Origin of the sequence: Bradyrhizobium sp. HKCCYLRH3097 (assembly GCF_051167875.1) — a bacterium.
Classification (GTDB): Bacteria; Pseudomonadota; Alphaproteobacteria; order Rhizobiales; family Xanthobacteraceae; genus Bradyrhizobium.
Genome location: NZ_JBNPTX010000007.1, coordinates 171,920 through 187,889, shown reverse-complemented (window position 1 = coordinate 187,889; position 15,970 = coordinate 171,920). Strand labels below are relative to the sequence as shown.

General features: G+C 66.5%; 17 protein-coding genes. 9 read left to right on the top strand and 8 right to left on the bottom strand.

Translation table 11 applies throughout. From position 1 onward, the window contains the following. Positions 1–12: 12 nt before the first annotated feature. The 4 genes from ACQR0U_RS18925 (at position 13) to ACQR0U_RS18910 (ending at position 4,900) form a co-directional block, all read left to right on the top strand. Complete coding sequence (locus ACQR0U_RS18925) at positions 13–1,077, top strand: extracellular solute-binding protein (protein ID WP_316193386.1); 1,065 nt, start codon at positions 13–15, stop codon at positions 1,075–1,077. Next, positions 1,074–2,162, top strand: a complete 1,089-nt coding sequence (locus ACQR0U_RS18920; protein ID WP_316193387.1) for an ABC transporter ATP-binding protein — start codon at positions 1,074–1,076, stop codon at positions 2,160–2,162. Before ACQR0U_RS18925 ends, ACQR0U_RS18920 begins: the two co-directional genes overlap by 4 nt. A gap of 78 nt (positions 2,163–2,240) precedes the next feature. Continuing rightward, a complete protein-coding gene (locus tag ACQR0U_RS18915; RefSeq protein ID WP_315828060.1) occupies positions 2,241–3,344 on the top strand; it encodes a DUF917 domain-containing protein in 1,104 nt (367 codons plus the stop codon). A gap of 2 nt (positions 3,345–3,346) precedes the next feature. Next, the gene (locus ACQR0U_RS18910) at positions 3,347–4,900 is read left to right on the top strand and encodes a hydantoinase/oxoprolinase N-terminal domain-containing protein (RefSeq protein WP_434843916.1); all 1,554 of its coding nucleotides are present in this window, start codon (positions 3,347–3,349) and stop codon (positions 4,898–4,900) included. 10 nt (positions 4,901–4,910) lie between these two features. Here ACQR0U_RS18910 and pncA read toward each other — a convergent pair whose 3' ends face one another. Then, positions 4,911–5,546 (bottom strand): bifunctional nicotinamidase/pyrazinamidase, encoded by a 636-nt coding sequence (pncA, locus tag ACQR0U_RS18905; RefSeq protein ID WP_315752148.1) that lies wholly within the window; start codon positions 5,544–5,546, stop codon positions 4,911–4,913. 170 nt (positions 5,547–5,716) lie between these two features. Between pncA and ACQR0U_RS18900 the strand changes: the two genes are divergently transcribed. Both ACQR0U_RS18900 and ACQR0U_RS18895 read left to right on the top strand, forming a co-directional pair. Then, complete coding sequence (locus tag ACQR0U_RS18900) at positions 5,717–6,001, top strand: hypothetical protein (RefSeq protein WP_315715490.1); 285 nt, start codon at positions 5,717–5,719, stop codon at positions 5,999–6,001. A gap of 68 nt (positions 6,002–6,069) precedes the next feature. Next, positions 6,070–6,270, top strand: coding sequence for a hypothetical protein (locus ACQR0U_RS18895; RefSeq protein ID WP_315715489.1), 201 nt, complete (start codon positions 6,070–6,072; stop codon positions 6,268–6,270). A gap of 2 nt (positions 6,271–6,272) precedes the next feature. Here the strand turns inward: ACQR0U_RS18895 and ACQR0U_RS18890 are convergent, their stop codons facing one another. Together ACQR0U_RS18890 and amaB are read right to left on the bottom strand one after the other, a co-directional pair. After that, positions 6,273–6,473 carry a DUF3606 domain-containing protein gene (locus ACQR0U_RS18890; protein ID WP_316226592.1) on the bottom strand — a complete coding sequence of 67 codons (201 nt, stop codon included), beginning with the start codon at positions 6,471–6,473 and terminating at the stop codon, positions 6,273–6,275. Positions 6,474–6,549: 76 nt separating this feature from the next. Beyond that, the gene (gene amaB, locus ACQR0U_RS18885; RefSeq protein WP_315752091.1) at positions 6,550–8,100 is read right to left on the bottom strand and encodes an L-piperidine-6-carboxylate dehydrogenase; all 1,551 of its coding nucleotides are present in this window, start codon (positions 8,098–8,100) and stop codon (positions 6,550–6,552) included. An 827-nt stretch (positions 8,101–8,927) separates the two neighbouring features. Between amaB and ACQR0U_RS18880 the strand changes: the two genes are divergently transcribed. Continuing rightward, complete coding sequence (locus ACQR0U_RS18880; protein WP_316226591.1) at positions 8,928–9,554, top strand: LysE family translocator; 627 nt, start codon at positions 8,928–8,930, stop codon at positions 9,552–9,554. 134 nt (positions 9,555–9,688) lie between these two features. Further along, positions 9,689–10,453, top strand: a complete 765-nt coding sequence (locus tag ACQR0U_RS18875) for a serine O-acetyltransferase (protein WP_434843915.1) — start codon at positions 9,689–9,691, stop codon at positions 10,451–10,453. A gap of 34 nt (positions 10,454–10,487) precedes the next feature. Here the strand turns inward: ACQR0U_RS18875 and ACQR0U_RS18870 are convergent, their stop codons facing one another. The 5 genes from ACQR0U_RS18870 to ACQR0U_RS18850 all read right to left on the bottom strand — a co-directional run bounded on the left by ACQR0U_RS18870 (position 10,488) and on the right by ACQR0U_RS18850 (position 14,780). After that, the gene (locus ACQR0U_RS18870) at positions 10,488–10,742 is read right to left on the bottom strand and encodes a hypothetical protein (RefSeq protein WP_434843914.1); all 255 of its coding nucleotides are present in this window, start codon (positions 10,740–10,742) and stop codon (positions 10,488–10,490) included. A 135-nt stretch (positions 10,743–10,877) separates the two neighbouring features. Continuing rightward, a complete protein-coding gene (locus tag ACQR0U_RS18865; RefSeq protein ID WP_315715483.1) occupies positions 10,878–12,500 on the bottom strand; it encodes a methyl-accepting chemotaxis protein in 1,623 nt (540 codons plus the stop codon). A 451-nt stretch (positions 12,501–12,951) separates the two neighbouring features. Beyond that, entirely contained in the window at positions 12,952–13,335 is a 384-nt protein-coding gene (locus tag ACQR0U_RS18860; RefSeq protein ID WP_316171943.1) for a DUF302 domain-containing protein, read from the bottom strand. A 173-nt stretch (positions 13,336–13,508) separates the two neighbouring features. Beyond that, on the bottom strand, positions 13,509–14,015 hold the full coding sequence (locus ACQR0U_RS18855; protein ID WP_434843913.1) for an EF-hand domain-containing protein: 507 nt from the start codon (positions 14,013–14,015) through the stop codon (positions 13,509–13,511). A 30-nt stretch (positions 14,016–14,045) separates the two neighbouring features. Then, positions 14,046–14,780, bottom strand: a complete 735-nt coding sequence (locus tag ACQR0U_RS18850) for a DUF899 domain-containing protein (protein ID WP_434843912.1) — start codon at positions 14,778–14,780, stop codon at positions 14,046–14,048. Positions 14,781–15,725: 945 nt separating this feature from the next. On the opposite strand from ACQR0U_RS18850, the gene ACQR0U_RS18845 reads away from it, so the two are divergent. Next, positions 15,726–15,938, top strand: a complete 213-nt coding sequence (locus tag ACQR0U_RS18845; protein WP_315752098.1) for a hypothetical protein — start codon at positions 15,726–15,728, stop codon at positions 15,936–15,938. The last annotated feature ends 32 nt before the right edge of the window (positions 15,939–15,970 follow it).

Below are 15,970 nucleotides of genomic sequence, written 5' to 3'. Positions count from 1 at the left end.
GAGATCCCGGACATGACCGCCTCATCGCGTCGTTTTCCCCTGAGCCGCCGCCGCCTGCTGACCGCGGCTGCGTCGCTCGGCGCCGGCGTTGTCGCTGCTCCCTTTGTCGCGCATGCGGACGAGCCCGTTCTCAACGTCACCGGCTGGGGCGGCAAATGGGGTGACGTGATGAAGGCCGAGATCGGCCCGGCCTTCGAAAGCGAGTTCAAGTGCAAGCTCAAGACCGACACCGCGCTGCCATTCCTGCCGAAGCTGCAGGCGAGTTCGCGCTCGGCTCCCATCTACGACGTGCTGCACACCAACTCCAACGAGCAGTGGGCGGCCGTGGAGATGGGTCTCGTCGAGCCCAAGGTCGACCCCAAGCTGGTTCCGAACATTGCCGACGTCTACCCTTACGCCGTCAGCGACAAGATCGTCGGCGTCTGCATCTTCACCAGCGCCATCGGGCTCGGCATGCGCACCGACAAGGGCTATGGGAGCGTCACGTCGTGGAAAGACTACTGGGATGCGAGATTCAACGGCGCGCGCGGCGGCTATGTGATCCCTGCCAACAGCCTGGGACAGGCGTTCGTGATGATGTGCGGCGCGCTGTATGGCAAGGGCCAGACCGACCTTGACGCCGCCTATGCAGCGCTGGAGAAGCTGAAGCCGATCAAGCTGGTCGACTTCACCGGCGCGATGGAGAAGCTGATCCTGTCCGGTGAGGTCGGCCTCGGCATCCTGCATGATTCCGGCATCTATCGTTACGACGGTCAGAACCAGACGGTCGACTTCGTCACGCCGAACGAGGGCGTGCTGTCGCTCGAGCAAGTGCTGAGCATCACGCCCGGCAGCAAGGTGAAGGAGCTCGCCAACGCCTATATCAACTACATGCTGCGCCCCGAGGTTCAAAAGCGCCTCGCTGAGACCGTCTGGTATTCGCCGGCCAACAAGAAGGTCAAGCTCGACTCCAAGTATGACGCCAAGCTGCTGACGACGCCGGAGAAGGTCGGCAAGCTGATCCAGGTCGACTGGAAGTGGTACAACGCACGGAAGGACGAGATCGACAGCCGGGTCAACCGGATCTTCCGCGCATGAGCGCTGCCATCGAGATCGCCGCGGTCAGCAAGATCTATGACGGCGGCGTACGCGCAGTCGACGCGGTTGCCGTGAACATCAGGCCTGGCGAGTTCTTTTCGCTGCTCGGCCCGTCCGGCTGCGGCAAGACCACCACCCTGCGCATGATCGCCGGCTTCGACAGCCCAAGCGCCGGCGAGATCCGCCTCGACGGCGCCGACATCACCCACGTGCCGGCGCACAAGCGCGACATGGCGATGGTGTTCCAGAACTACGCCCTGTTCCCGCACCGGACCGTGGCCGAGAACGTCGCCTTCGGCCTGCGCATGCGCAAGATCGACAAGGCGACGATTGCCGCGAAGGTGAAGGCAGCGCTGGCGATGGTTGAACTCGGAGGCCTGGAGAACCGCAGGCCGGCGCAACTGTCCGGCGGCCAGCAGCAGCGCGTCGCGCTCGCCCGCGCCATCGTCATCTCGCCCCGCGTGCTGCTCTGCGACGAGCCGCTCGGCGCGCTCGACAAGAAATTGCGCCAGCAGATGCAGTTCGAACTCAAGCGGCTGCAGAAGACGCTTGGCCTCACCCTCGTGTTCGTCACCCACGACCAGGAGGAGGCGCTGGCCATGTCGGACCGCATCGCGGTCATGAACGCCGGCCGCGTCGAGCAGATCGGCACCCCGCTCGAGATCTACGATCAGCCGCGGACGCGTTTCGTTGCCGATTTCATCGGCGACACCAACATTTTTCGTGGTCAGCGCGTGACCTTGGACAATGGCGTCGGGATAGCCGTCGGCAACGGTCTGGTGCTGGCCCTGGCGGACACAGTTGCAGCAGCCGAGGCCGAGGTTCTGTCGGTCGCGCTGCGGCCGGAGAAGATATCGGTATCGCCAGCCGAGGTGGCCGATGCCAAGCGGACAGGCATGTCCGCGCGCGGCACAGTCGAGAGCACCAATTTCCTCGGCGGCGCGGTGCTGTACCGCATCGCCCTGGAGTGCGGACAGCACGTGCTGGCGCAACAGCCGAATTCCGGAGCTGGTCCTCTCCACGCGCCGGGTCAAACGGTCACGCTCGACTGGCGTCCGGCCGATCTCGTCATTCTCGAGGATTGATACTGTGAGCGTTATATTCCTATTCCCGCAGCAGTACCGTGCGCCGCAGTCACAGAGCGACGTCGAAGAGCTTGTGCCGTGAGCGCAGCCGGCATGAAGACGATCAGCCTCGACGACATCGAGGCGCTCGCGGTCGGCGCCTGGATCCTCGGCACCGGCGGCGGCGGCAGTCCCTATCTCGGCCTGCTCAACCTGCGCCGGCTCTATGCGGAGGGGCGTCGCGTGCAGATGATATCGCCGCTCGACCTCGCCGACGACGACTGGGTCGCGGTGGTCTCCAACATGGGCGCCCCCTTGGTCGGGCAGGAACGGCTGGCCGACAGCCGCAGCATCGCGCGTGCGGTGCGCATGCAGGAGGAGATCAACGGCATCACATTTCGCGCCGTGATGTCGGTCGAGATCGGCGGCGGCAACGGCATGCAGGCGCTGATGGCGGCGGCGCATCTGAACATCCCCGTGGTCGACGCCGACTGCATGGGCCGCGCCTTTCCCGAGGCGCAGATGACGTCGGTCGCGATCGGCGACCTCAAGCCCTATCCCTGCACGCTCTACGATCCGCGCGGCATCGAGGCCGTCGTGACCAAGGTGCCGAGCTGGAAGTGGATGGAGCGCGCCAGCCGCAAGATCTGCGTCGAGATGGGCTCGATCGCCTCGACCAGCAAGGCGCCGCGCACGGGCCGCGAGGTCAAGGACTGGGGCATCCATTTCACCACCACCAAGGCGATTGCGATCGGCCGTGCGGTCGAGGCAGCCAACCGGAGCCACCAGGATCCGATCGCGGCGATCCTCGATTGTGAGGGCGGCCAGCGGCTGTTCAGCGGCAAGATCGTCGACGTCGAGCGCCGCACCACCGAGGGCTTTCTGCGCGGCAGCGCCGTCGTGGAGGGCAGCGACGACGATCGCGGCACCCGGCTCAAGCTGTCGTTCCAGAACGAATGGATCGTGGCTTGGCGCGATGGCGAAGCCATCGCGATGTCGCCGGACCTGATCTGCGTGCTCGACAGCGTCAATGGCCACGGCATCGGCACCGAGACGGCGCGCTACGGCCAGCGCGTCACCGTGATCGCGCTGCCCGCGCCCGCCGTATTGACCAGCCCGCGCGGGCTCGAATTCGTCGGCCCCCGCGCCTTCGGTTATGACCTCGATTTCCGGTCGCTGTTTGCGACCCCTGGAGCTCCCTGAGAATGAAGCGGATTGGCATTGACGTCGGTGGCACCAACACCGACGCCGTCCTGATTGCCGACGACCATGTCGTCCACTCCGTCAAGGCTGCGACCACCGCCGACGTCACCTCCGGCATCCTCGCGGCGCTGAAGGCGCTGCGAGAAAATCCCGCGGCGGCCGTGCCGGTCGACGCGGTGGTGATCGGCACCACGCATTTCATCAATGCGGTGGTGCAGCGGCGGCACCTGCAGAAGATCGGCGCCATCCGCATCGGGATGCCCGCCTCCGCCTCGCTGCCGCCGTTCTGCGACTGGCCGGGCGATCTCGCCGCGCTGGTCAGCGGCGAGACCTTCATGCTCGAAGGCGGCCACGATTATGATGGCCGCCCATTCATGCCGCTCGACATCGGCGGCCTGAAAGCCGCCGCGCGCGCGATCAAGGCCAAGGGCCTGCGCGCGGTCGCGGTCGCCTCGTCGTTCTCGCCGCTCGACCCGAGCTGTGAGATCGCGGCGCGGGAAATCCTCGCCGAGATCTGCCCTGATGTGGCCGTCACGCTCTCGCACGACCTCGGCCGCATCGGACTGCTGGAGCGCGAGAACGCCGCCCTGCTCAATGCCGCGCTCCACGACCTCGCGGTCACGACGGTCGCCGCCTTCCGCAAGGCGATCGCGGAGTCCGGCATCGATGCGCCGCTGTTCCTGACGCAGAACGACGGCACCGTGATGCAGGCGGAGATCGCGACCGCCTTCCCGGTCATGAGCTTCGCCTCCGGCGCCACCAACTCGATGCGCGGCGCCGCGTATCTCTCCGGCCTCGACGACGCCATGGTCGTCGACGTCGGCGGCACCACCAGCGACATCGGCCAGTTGCGCCACGGCTTTCCGCGCGAGGCCAACACCGTCGTCGAGGTCGGCGGCGTCCGCACCCTGTTCCGCATGCCCGATTTGCTCTCGATCGGGCTCGGCGGCGGCAGCCATGTCGAGCAGGATCCGGTCCGCGTCGGCCCGCTCAGCGTCGGATACCGGCTGACATCCGACGCGCTGGTGTTTGGCGGCAACCGCCTGACCGCGACCGACATCGCGGTCGCGGTGGGGCTGATCGACATCGGCGACAGATCGCGCGTCGCGCATCTGCCGAAAAGCCTGATCGACGCCGCGCTCGCCGACGCCCACCGCAAGCTCGAGGGCGACATCGACCGCATGAAGACCGAGGCCGGCGACGTGCCGCTGCTCGCGGTCGGCGGCGGCGCCTTCCTGGTGCCGGAGCGCCTTGCCGGCATCTCCACCATCGTGCGCGTCGACCATGGCGACTGCGCCAATGCGGTCGGCGCCGCCATCGCCCAGGTCTCCGGCGAGGCCGACCAGGTCTTCCGCGACCTGACCCGCGACGAGGCCATCGCGGCGGCGCGGGCCATCGCCGAGGAGCGCGCGATGCAGGCCGGCGCCGACCGCGACACGCTCAAGACGGTCGATGTCGAGGACATGCCGATCGCCTACCTCCCCGGCAACGCGCTGCGCGTCCGCGTCCGCGTCGCCGGCGCCATCGCCGAGCCGACCATCGGCGCGGCGGCGTAGTCCATCGTCGCTACGCCAGCTCGGCGATCCGCTCGACCCCGGCCTCCGCGCCCTGCGCCTTGGCCGCCGCCATCGAGCCGCCGAGGTCGATGCCGCGGCAGGCGTTGTCGATGACGATGGCCGCGAAGCCGAGCCGCCGCGCATCGACCGCCGAATAGTGCACGCAGAAATCGGTGGCGAGACCGACCAGGAAAACCCGCTTCAGGCCGCGCTCGCGCAGATAGCCGGCGAGGCCCGTGGGCGTGGTCTTGTCGTTCTCGAAGAACGCCGAGTAGGAATCGATCGCGGCACGAAAGCCCTTGCGGATGATGAGCTGCGCCTTGTCGGTCGCAAGCTCGGCATGGAAGGCGGCGCCCGGCGTGCCCTGGATGCAGTGGTCCGGCCACAAGGTCTGCGGCCCGTAGGGCATCGTGACGCTCTCGAACGGCGCCTTGCCGGGGTGGCTCGAGGCGAACGAGCTGTGTCCCGCCGGGTGCCAGTCCTGGGTCAGGACGACGTGATCGAACATCCCGCTCAGCCGGTTGATCGCCGGCACCACGGCATCGCCGTCGGCCACGGCGAGCGCGCCGCCGGGACAAAAATCGTTCTGCACATCGATGATGAGCAGCAAATCCTCGTTGGCCCTGATCTGCATTCCTGTCTGCATCCGTTTCACTCAAACTCCATCAAGGATGGCCCCAGGCCGCGGCGATCTCAAGCCGGGCCGCCGAATAATCCGCGGCAAGCCAGCCCCTCCATTTTGGAATCCCTGCCCTGCAGGATGGGCCTGGAAACGCCCGCCGATTCATGGATTCTCCCGGCGGGAGAGCGTGGCCGATGCAGACTGCCGTCACACACCATTCCGCGAGCCAGCGTCTCGAGCGCTGGGCGGTCGCCACCCTGCGCGAGGCCGGCGCGATCGTCGAATGCGAACAGCACGGCTGGATGCGCGAGCGCGGCGACCCGCATGCGCTGGCGCGGGCGCTTCGCATCGCACGCGACGATCCGCCACGCGGCTTGTGTAGTTCGGACGCGCTCGCGGCGATCGAGGCCGTCCTGGCGGCGACCGGCGACACCTGCCCTGATTGTTCACGGCACGGAGAGCCGGAATATCCGCCGTGATTCAAATAAGTGATTCCGTAGCTACCCCGAGATGCCCTAGCCTGAGGCCTCCACCGGGAGACGCAATCATGCCGAATCATCCGGTCCCCTGGCTGCTGCGCAAGCCGTGCCCGACCTGCGGCCGTGCGCTCGCGGTTCGCGAGGGCAAGGGCGGGCGCCGCGAGCTTGCTTGTCCGACCTGCGATGGGCCCGATCCGCTGCACTCGCCCAAGGCGCTCCGCTGGGCGAGGGGATCGCTTCGGCCGCCGGAGCGGCCGAAGCAGCATTGACGTCACCGACCCGTCAGCTTGCGCTCGACTTTCTTGCGGCTGTTGCCGACCTTCTTGACCGCCTTCTTCACCGCGGACGCCGAGCGGCCGCTCTTCTTGGCTTCGTAGCGGACTTCGTGGTCCTGTCCACCCGCGACGCGGGCGCGATCCTGGTTGCGTCCGCGAGCTGACTTTGCGGTCGAGGCTTTCTTCTTCGTTGCCATGGTGCATCTCCTTATCAGCGCGCAACGCACGACGCAGCGAAGCGGTTCCGCCGATGAGGGAGCCCCATCGCATCGATCAACCGAGGTCGAACTTGACGCCCTGCGCCAGCGGCAGGCTGCGGCCGTAGTTCACGGTGTTGGTGGCCCGGCGCATATAGGCCTTCCATGAATCCGAGCCGGACTCACGGCCGCCGCCGGTCTCCTTCTCGCCGCCGAACGCGCCGCCGATCTCGGCGCCCGAGGGGCCGATATTGACGTTGGCGATGCCGCAATCGGAGCCGCGCGACGACACGAACAGTTCGGCCTCGCGCAGATCATTGGTGAAGATCGACGACGACAGCCCCTGCGGCACCGCATTGTGCAGCTCGATCGCGGCATCGAGATCGCGATACGGCATCACATAGAGAATCGGCGCGAACGTCTCGCGCTCGACCGGACCGGATTGCGATTCGATCTCGACCAGGGCCGGCCGCACGTAGTACGCCTCCGCAAAGCCGCCGACCGCGACGCGCTCGCCGCCGAACACGCGGCCGCCGTGATCCCGCGCGGCGCTCAGCGCGTCCTGCATGGCGTCGTAGGCGCCGCGATCGATCAGCGGGCCGATCAAGGTGCCCTGCTCCAGCGGATTGCCGATCGCCACCGAGGCGTAGGCCTGCTTCAGCCGCGGCACGAGCTGGGTGTAGACGTCGGCATGCACGAACAGGCGGCGCAGGCTGGTGCAGCGCTGGCCCGCGGTGCCCATCGCCGCGAACGCCACGGCGCGCAGGGTGAGATCGAGGTCGGCCGTGGGCGTGACGATCGCGGCATTGTTGCCGCCGAGCTCGAGGATGGCGCGGGCAAAGCGGCCGGCAAGACAGGCGCCGACGACGCGCCCCATGGCGGTCGATCCGGTCGCCGACACCAGCGGCACCCTGGCATCGTCGACCAGCATCTCGCCGACCGCGCGGCCGCCGAGCAGCAGGCCGGCGAGCCCCTCCGGCGCCTCGCCGCCCTCGCGGCGATAACGCTGCAGCGCGCGCGCCAGCAGCGCGTCGGTCGCGAGCGCGGTGAGCGGCGTCTTCTCCGACGGCTTCCAGACGACGCTGTTGCCGCACACCAGCGCCAGCGCTGCATTCCAGGCCCACACCGCCACGGGGAAGTTGAAGGCGGAGATCACGCCGGTGACCCCCAGGGGATGCCAGGTCTCCATCATCCGGTGCTCGGCGCGCTCGGTGGCGATGGTCAGGCCATAGAGCTGGCGTGACAGGCCGACGGCGAAGTCGCAGATGTCGATCATCTCCTGGACCTCGCCGAGCCCCTCGGAGACGATCTTGCCGGCCTCGATCGAGACCAGGCGGCCGAGCGCGGCCTTGTGGGCGCGCAGCTCCTCGCCGAACAGCCGCACCAGTTCGCCGCGCTTCGGTGCCGGCTTGAGCCGCCACTGCAAGAACGCGGCATGCGCGCGCGCGATCACCGCGGTCGCATCCGCTCTGCTGTCGTCATGCACATGGGCCAACACCTCGCCGGTCACCGGCGAACGGGCGGCGCGCGTCCCACCGCGCAGCCGCTCCGGCGCGACGCCGAGCGAGGTCAGGATCTCGGCCGTTTCGACAACGAGTGTCAGAGGCGATGCTTGGCTGGGCGACATATGCAACTCCGGATTGTCCCACGCACCGGTGCACGCGAGACGTCATGAATGGTCCATCGTAAACGCCCCCGTGTAGATCAAATCCGGCTGCGGCGCGAGCACCCGCGCGCTGGGCAAACGACCACTGGGCAGGTGGCTCGTCGGCGCACGGAGGCGTCCTCCCGCTCGTTCTGTTTCGCGCGCGCCGGCTCAGCCTTCTGGCGCGCATCGGCGAGATCCCGCGACGCAACGCGCCCGGGCTGATGGGATCGACGATCCCTCGCGAAACACGAGGGCGCGGGGAATGCCGGGAGCTGGCCGCCCCCATGGCCCGCCTGCGGAAAAAAATGCAGGCGGCAGGAACCACAGGTTCAGCCGAGACATCCCGGCATTCCCCGCGCGATGGTCTTCACGCTTATATCGTGATCTCCCCGGTGTACGGCTGTTTAGCCACCGTCGCCTCGGGATCATCGCCCGACGGCTTGGCGCCAGCGTCGCGGCGCCAGGACCACACGACTTCACGTCCGCAAGCCCGCCGTTCGTCCGCGTGCAAGCACGCTGCGACAGGCAAGCGGCCATCGCCTCCCCGCCTCACGTGTCGTGACGATCGCGATACGCCCCTCGTGGCGAAGCAGGATGGATGCAGTAGAGCACATTTTCTGGAAAAGCGAAAGCGCTTTTTTTGGAGCGCCGCAGTGATCGAAGGTCGTTCATGACACGTCTTGCGTTGGCAGACGGATTGTGATCGTCGAGGAAAACGGCGAAGCGGCTCTCGCAACAAAGATCATTGCGGCCCTATCCGCCTCGATATACCAACGTCGCATATGTCCTCGCGAGAGACGATCAGCATGACGATCGAGACTTTGTTCGCGTTTGCGGGAACGTCCGTCATCCTCCTGGTGATCCCGGGGCCGACGGTTCTGCTGGTGGTCTCCTATGCGCTGGGCCAGGGGTGGCGAACCGCGCTGCCGACGGCCGTCGGCGTCGCGCTGGGCGACTTCACCGCCATGACCTTGTCCATGCTGGGCGTCGGTGCGTTGCTGGCGACCTCGGCGCTGCTGTTCACCGTGCTGAAATGGATCGGCGCGGCCTATCTCGTCTGGCTCGGGATCAAGCTGTGGCAGGCCGGCGGCGCGCTGAACGCCGTGCCGCGGACCGACAGGACCTCGGCGCTGAAGATGCTCGGTCACGCCTGGATCGTCACGGCGCTGAACCCGAAGAGCATCACCTTCTTCGTCGCGTTCCTGCCGCAGTTCCTCAGTCCGAACGGCAGCTTCCTCACGCAGATGGTGGTGTTCGAATCGACCTTCGTCGTGCTCGCCTTCGCCAACGCCGTCGGCTATGCGCTGATCGCCTCGCGCGCCCGCGCGCTCGTACGGAGCACGAAGGTGATCAGCATCTTCAACAAGGCGGGCGGCACCCTTCTGATCGGTGCGGGCGTCGCCGCCGCAGCGGCGCGGACGGCGCAGAACTGAACGAGCTGCGACCTTCGGCGTGGATCGTCGCCGGCCACATCGGATGACGACGCCCGCGAGGCGTCGTCCAGGTTTCTGCAACGCGCAGGTCAGGCTATATTGTCGCCGTCACCTGTTATCGAGCAGGCTTTGCCATGGCCGACACACACCCATCCAGTCCCGAGCTCTGGTCGTCGATCCAGCACGAGGCCCGGCGCATCGCCACGGCCGATCCCGTGTTCAGCCGCGCCCTGTCGGCTGCAATCCTCGATCATTCTGATCTCGGCAGCGCCGTCGCGCAGCAGATTGGCATCCGCCTCGGCAGCGGCGATGCCGCGCGCGCCCGATTTGCCGCGGTCGCGCGCGAGGCGTATGCCGCCGCGCCTGAGCTCGTCGAGGCGGCGGGTCGCGACCTCGGGGCGATCGCGGCGCAGGATCCAGCGACGACGGCGCTGCTGCCGCCGCTGCTGAACTACAAAGGCTACGTCGCGCTGCAGGCGCATCGCGTCGCGCACTGGCTCTGGAGCAAGGGGCAGTCCGACCTGGCGCTCCTGATGCAGGCGGACTCGTCAACATCCCTGCAGGTGAGCATCCATCCCTCGGCGCGGCTCGGGACCGCGGTGTTTCTCGATCATGCCACCGGCATCGTCATTGGCGCCCACAGCAGCATCGGCCACGACGTCACCATTCTGCAGAACGTTACGATCGGACGACACGACGCGCTGCCCGGCCGCGCCCCGCGGATCGGCCGCGGCGTGCTGCTCGCCTCGGGCGCGACCGTGCTGGGCGACGTCGCGATCGGTGATTTTGCCAAGATCGGCGCCGGTGCCGTCGTCACCACCGATGTGCCGTCGGGCTGCACCGCCGTGGGCACGCCGGCTCGCCTGACGAACTGCCCGGAGCAGCCGGTCCCAGCCTGACCACGACTCCTCGCGACCCCTGGGGCAGCCGGTTCTACAGCAATGTTTCAAGCTTGCCCGCAGTGACGGAGATCAGGTCGCGGATCTTGTCGCACTCGGCCGCAAGCGATGCGAGGGCCGGATCCGACCTGATGCACCGCTCCAGATTGTCGACCGCGCTTCGCCAGGCCTCCAATTCGCGCCGCAGCCGTCCGATCTCGCTGGTAACCACCGCATCGCGCCGCCGTTCTGCTTTCGCGCCGATGATCCGCAACGGGGCTCGGGCAGGAAATGCGAGGAAATCAGCCACGGATCGCCTCAATGAGAAAGGTGGAATTCGGCGAAGACGACAGGCGCATGACGTGCGGGGCGGCGGCATTGCCTGCAACGGCGCGGCGACCTGGATTGGCAGGCCGCCGCGCGATCAGTGCTTTCCGGTCCGACCTCAAGCCGCGGCGCGCTCGGCCAGCGCCTGAGCCTCGGCCGCGGCGCGCGCCATGCTGGACGACATCTCGCTCGTGACAGTGCTCTGCTCCTCGACGGCGGCGGCCGTCGACGTCACATACTCGCTGACGTTCTGGATCGCCTGCTTGATCGAGCCGAGAGACGTGACGACGCCCCCGGAAATATTGTTGAGACTGTCGATCTCGGTCGCGATCTTGTCGGTGGCGGTCTTTGCCTGGGTGGCAAGGTTCTTGACCTCGGAGGCAACGACGGCAAAGCCCCTGCCAGCTTCGCCGGCCCTGGCGGACTCGATGGTGGCATTCAGCGCCAGCAGATTGATCTGGCCGGTGATGTTGTGGATCATCTCGACGATGCCGCTCATCGACTGAGCGGCATCGGAGAGCCGCTGCGCCTGCGCGTCGGCTGAGGTGACACGGTCCACCGCGCCCATGGCGGTCTCGCGCGACTTCGTCATGGCTTCGGAAATCTCCCGCACGGACGCGTTGAGCTCCTCCGCGCCCGCCGCCACCGATTCCATCATGGCGCGCACGCGCTCGTTGCCCATGCGAACGAAGACCTGCCGGGTGACGTCGGTCGCGTATTTGACCACCTTGAACGGCTTGCCGTTGAGGTCGAGGATGGGATTGTAGGAGGCCTGGATATAGACCTCCCGGCCGCCCTTGCCGATGCGCTTGTATTCGGCCGACTGGTACTGACCACGGTTCAGGCTGGCCCAGAAGTCGCGGTAGGCGGCGCTCTCCCGCTCGGACGGTTCGACGAACATGCTGTGATGCTTGCCCCGGATCTCGGCCAGCGTGTAGCCGAGCGCATGCAGGAAATTGTCGTTCGCGGTGATGACCGTACCGTCCATGTTGAACTCGATCACGGCCTGGGACTTGCCGATGGCCTCGATCTGGCCGGCGAGGTCGGCGTTCGTCAGCTTCTGCGCGGTGACATCGGTTGCGAACTTGACGACCCCGATTGGCCTGCCCGTCGCATCCAGCACCGGATTGTAGGTGGCAAGGATCCACACTTCCTTGCCGCCCTTGCCGATGCGCTTGTATTCGCCGCCCTGATATTCGCCGCGATTGAGAGCTGCCCAGAACTCGCGGTAGGCCGCGCTGTCGCGCAGCGCGGGTTCGACGAACATGCTGTGATGCTTGCCCTGGATCTCGTCGAGGCGATAGCCCAGCGCATCCAGGAAATTTTTGTTGGCACTGACGATGGTGCCGTCGAGCTTGAATTCGATCATGGCCTGCGCGCGGTCGATGGCGGCAAGCTTGGAGCCGTCGGCCATGCTGCGCAGCTTCTTCTCGGTGATGTCGGTTGCGAACTTGACGACCTTCACCGGCTTGCCGGCGCTGTCGAGGACGGGATTATAGGACGCTTCGATCCAGATTTCGCGACCGCCCTTGCCGATGCGCTTGAACTCGGCGGCCTTGAGCTCGCCGCGGCTCAGCGCCGCCCAGAACTCGCGGTAGGCGGCACCGTCGCGTTCGGAAGGCTCCACGAACATGCTGTGATGCCTGCCCTGGATTTCCTCTAGCTGATAGCCGAGTGCGTTCAGGAAGTTCTTGTTCGCGGTGATGATCGTGCCGTCGAGCTGGAATTCGATCACGGCCATCGCGCGACTGATTGCTGCAAGCTGTGCTTCCGCGTCCGAGCGGCTGTTCGATCGAAACAACAAGATAACCTCCAGATGAATAGTTCGTTTGCAGATGGTCGGCGGCGACGACGATCGTCCCGCGCGCCCGGCGACATGTCTGCGCAAAAATTGATGCAACTTGTTCCACTCTCGTTAAAGCGCGTTGAGAATTCCGGCTTTTCCGTAGTTCTACCGCTGTGACATGACGTCCGACATACAATGACGTCGCGCGGAAGCTGCGCTGCGGCCCCCGGAGCGTCGACAATCGGGCGCGTGGCGCGGAGATCGTAGGGCGTCAAGTCGGTCGATCGCATGCCTGTCGCAGCTCTGCTGCGGAAGCATGCGATCACCGCGGTCCATCATCCCTGGTGTCGTCATGCACCTGGGCCGGCGATCCTCCGATCAGCGGTGGTCCCGTTGGGCGGCAGAGCTAGACCGCCTCGACCACCGCCTTCAAAGCGTCAGAGACCTTTGTGGCGAGCGTCGCGAGCGCCGCGTTCTCGATGGCCTGCATCGAGGCGACGGGATTCACGGCGGCGACCTCGACCCTCCCGCCGATCTCCTGGACGATGACGTTGCAGGGAAGCATGGTGCCGATCCGGCTCTCCGCCTGCAATGCCTCATGCGCCAGCTTCGGATTGCAGGCGCCCAGAATGGTGTAGGGCCGAAAGTCGGCGCCGATCTTCTCGCGCAGCGTCGCCTGCACATCGATGCGGGTCAGAACGCCGAAGCCGCGTGCCTTCAGCTCGGCCGTCACCCGCTCGATCGCCGCGTCGAACGATAGATTTACCGCTTTGGCAAAATAGTAGGTCATGCTCGCCTCTTTCCGGCTGGTCTGCCGCCGCGTCGACGCAGTTCGTCGCACGCGGCGATCGGATCTGACGGCGGCACTGTTGCGCGTCCGTGCGGCGGGCACTTGATCGAGATCAGCGAAATGGCCGCACTCGCGCCGGCGCAGGCCCGGTCATCACGCCGGTTTGACGCCGGTCATTGCGGCCCGTGCATGAACGCCTGCATCTCTTCCGGGGTCAACTTGCCGTCCTTGTTGCTGTCCATGGCCTTGAAGATGCGCTCATGCGCCGCCTGGAATTCCTGCAGCGAGATCGTGCCGTCGCCGTCGGTGTCGACAAGTGCGAACACCATGCGCATCAATGCCGGGCCCATGACGCCGCCGCCCATCCCGCCGCGTCCCATCGGGCCGGGCATATGCCCCATCATGCCGCCGCCCATCATGCCGCCCATCGGCGAGCCGGTTCCCGGGGCCATCGCAGGCGGCATCTTCTGCTGATCCGGCGTGGTCTGGCTTTGCGCCAGCGCGGCGGCGGTGCCGCAGGCAAAAACCAGGGCTGATATCGTCAGTCGCAACATGGCTCGGCGCATGGAAGCCTCCTCGAATGCGTCATCACGCAAGTCCGCCGACCGGGCATCGATCCTATGAGAACCCTTCACGATTTCCTGTGTCCGCATGGCGGCACTGACGGCGCCGCGGATCACGCTGCGCTGATCCGCCCTACTCGTTTCGATCTACCGGCCGCAATGACAGTCTCGCGCGCCGCTTTCCTCATATTGATCGTGCAGGCGCACCCAATCGGAGAGATTGCCGCGGCCGGTCTCGTTGCGGCCCTTGGGCGTGAGATCGAGATAGTGGTAGGCGCCGATCAGGGGATCGCCGCCGCGGGAGCGGACCTGGAACGTGCAGAAGATGTTGCCGGCGTCGTCCTTGGTGAACACGGTCAGGCCCGGGAGCTCGGGCGACCTGCTCGTCAAGGGCGCGAAATTGTAGGCGGCCTTGCCCGTCGCGATCTGCTCGTCCGAGAACGAGACCTGAAAGTCGAAGTTGAAATCACTGCCCTCGGATGACACCCAGTCGAACGCCCAGCCCATGCGCGCCTTGAACGGCGCGATCTCGGCGAGCGGCGCACGCGACACGACGACCAGGCTGACGTCGTGGTGGCGGAGGTGCTGGTTGGCGCCGTCGATGTGGTCGCACAGAAACGAGCAGCCGGGACAGCGGTGCGGATCGCCAGGCGCCATCATGAAATGATAGACGATCAGCTGGCTCCGTCCCTGAAACAGATCGCCCAGGCTCACGGGTCCGTCCGCCGCCTGGAAGACATAGTCCTTCTCGACCCGGACCCACGGCAGCGCCCGGCGGGCGGCAGCCAGCGCATCGCGCTGCCTGATGAAGGCCTTCTCCTGGGCGAGGTGGGCGCGATGCGCTTCGGTCCATTCGTCCGCAGTGACTATTCTGGGGGTCATGTCTGGAGTCCTCCGTGTCCTTCGCAGAGGACGATGCAAGGTTCGGCGGTCCGACACCGACGCCATCTATTTTCTCGGCGGGTCATCGCAGCGCGGCCGGGTGCGGGGAACCGCGGATCGACCAGAAAAGGCCAGCGTCGGGCGCCCCCACTCCCATCTCAGACCGGCGTGCGCGGTCGACCTGATCCACCGCCCGCTCTCGTCCGTTTCGGGGCAGCCATGGCAGACGTGTCGGATCAGAGCAGTGACTCCCACAGCGGTCGGACCGAGCCGGCGCGCTGCCGCGGCTGCGGACAACCGGCGCGCGCGGTTCAGAGCATCCTGAACCCACGAACCGGCGAAGCGGCGCGTCTGTTCAATTGTAACGCCTGCGGATCTGTCAATTGGATGGGCGACCGGCGGTGAGCACCGGTTCGGTCGCGGCTGGCTGCCGGCAAAAAACTGATCCGCGAGGAACAGACCTCGCATTCGGCCGTTTTCGATGATCGCCTCCGGTCCTGCAGACCCTGCCTCAAGCCGATGGTCTTGAGCTTCGCCATCGCGAGCGGGTCAGGCATCCCATGACGATCCTGACCCGCCGGTTGCGACGGCACGAGCTGAACACCATCGACACCGCGGCACCTCGGCTTTGGCTCGGCAGCGGCACGCGTGGCGCATCTCGTCGCTGAGCTGCGACAACGCCTGGCGGAGGTCGGTCTTGTCGCCGACAACGAGTATCAGTTCCCGATTACGAGCCTGCGCTCGCCGAAGCCCTCGCTCTCAGCACGGTGCATGTGAAGCGGGTGCTTCAGGAGGTCCGCAGTCAGGGTGTTCCGGACATCCGCAGGAACCTTGTCACAATGTTCGATTTTGAGATGGTCGTGGCTGCTGGAGGGTTCGATCCCGCATATCTCCACCAGATCGACGGCTCCCGCCTTCGGGTGACGGCAGATCAGGACGAACGAGATGCGCTTCTATGTGACAAGTCCTGGCGAAATGCGCGGCGATGGCGTCGATTTCGATGATGTCGAGACGGTGCTGATGCAGACGGCGGACACCGCGCTTGCAATCGCGCGCGACCGGCTCGATCCCTCCTCCACGAACGTCCGCCTCAAGGTCAGCTCCGATGACGGCGAGGTCGGGCATGTCACGGTTTCGGTGCTGATCGAGCGCGGTTGATCGCAAACTGGAGAGGTCCAAGGCCGCAGCTC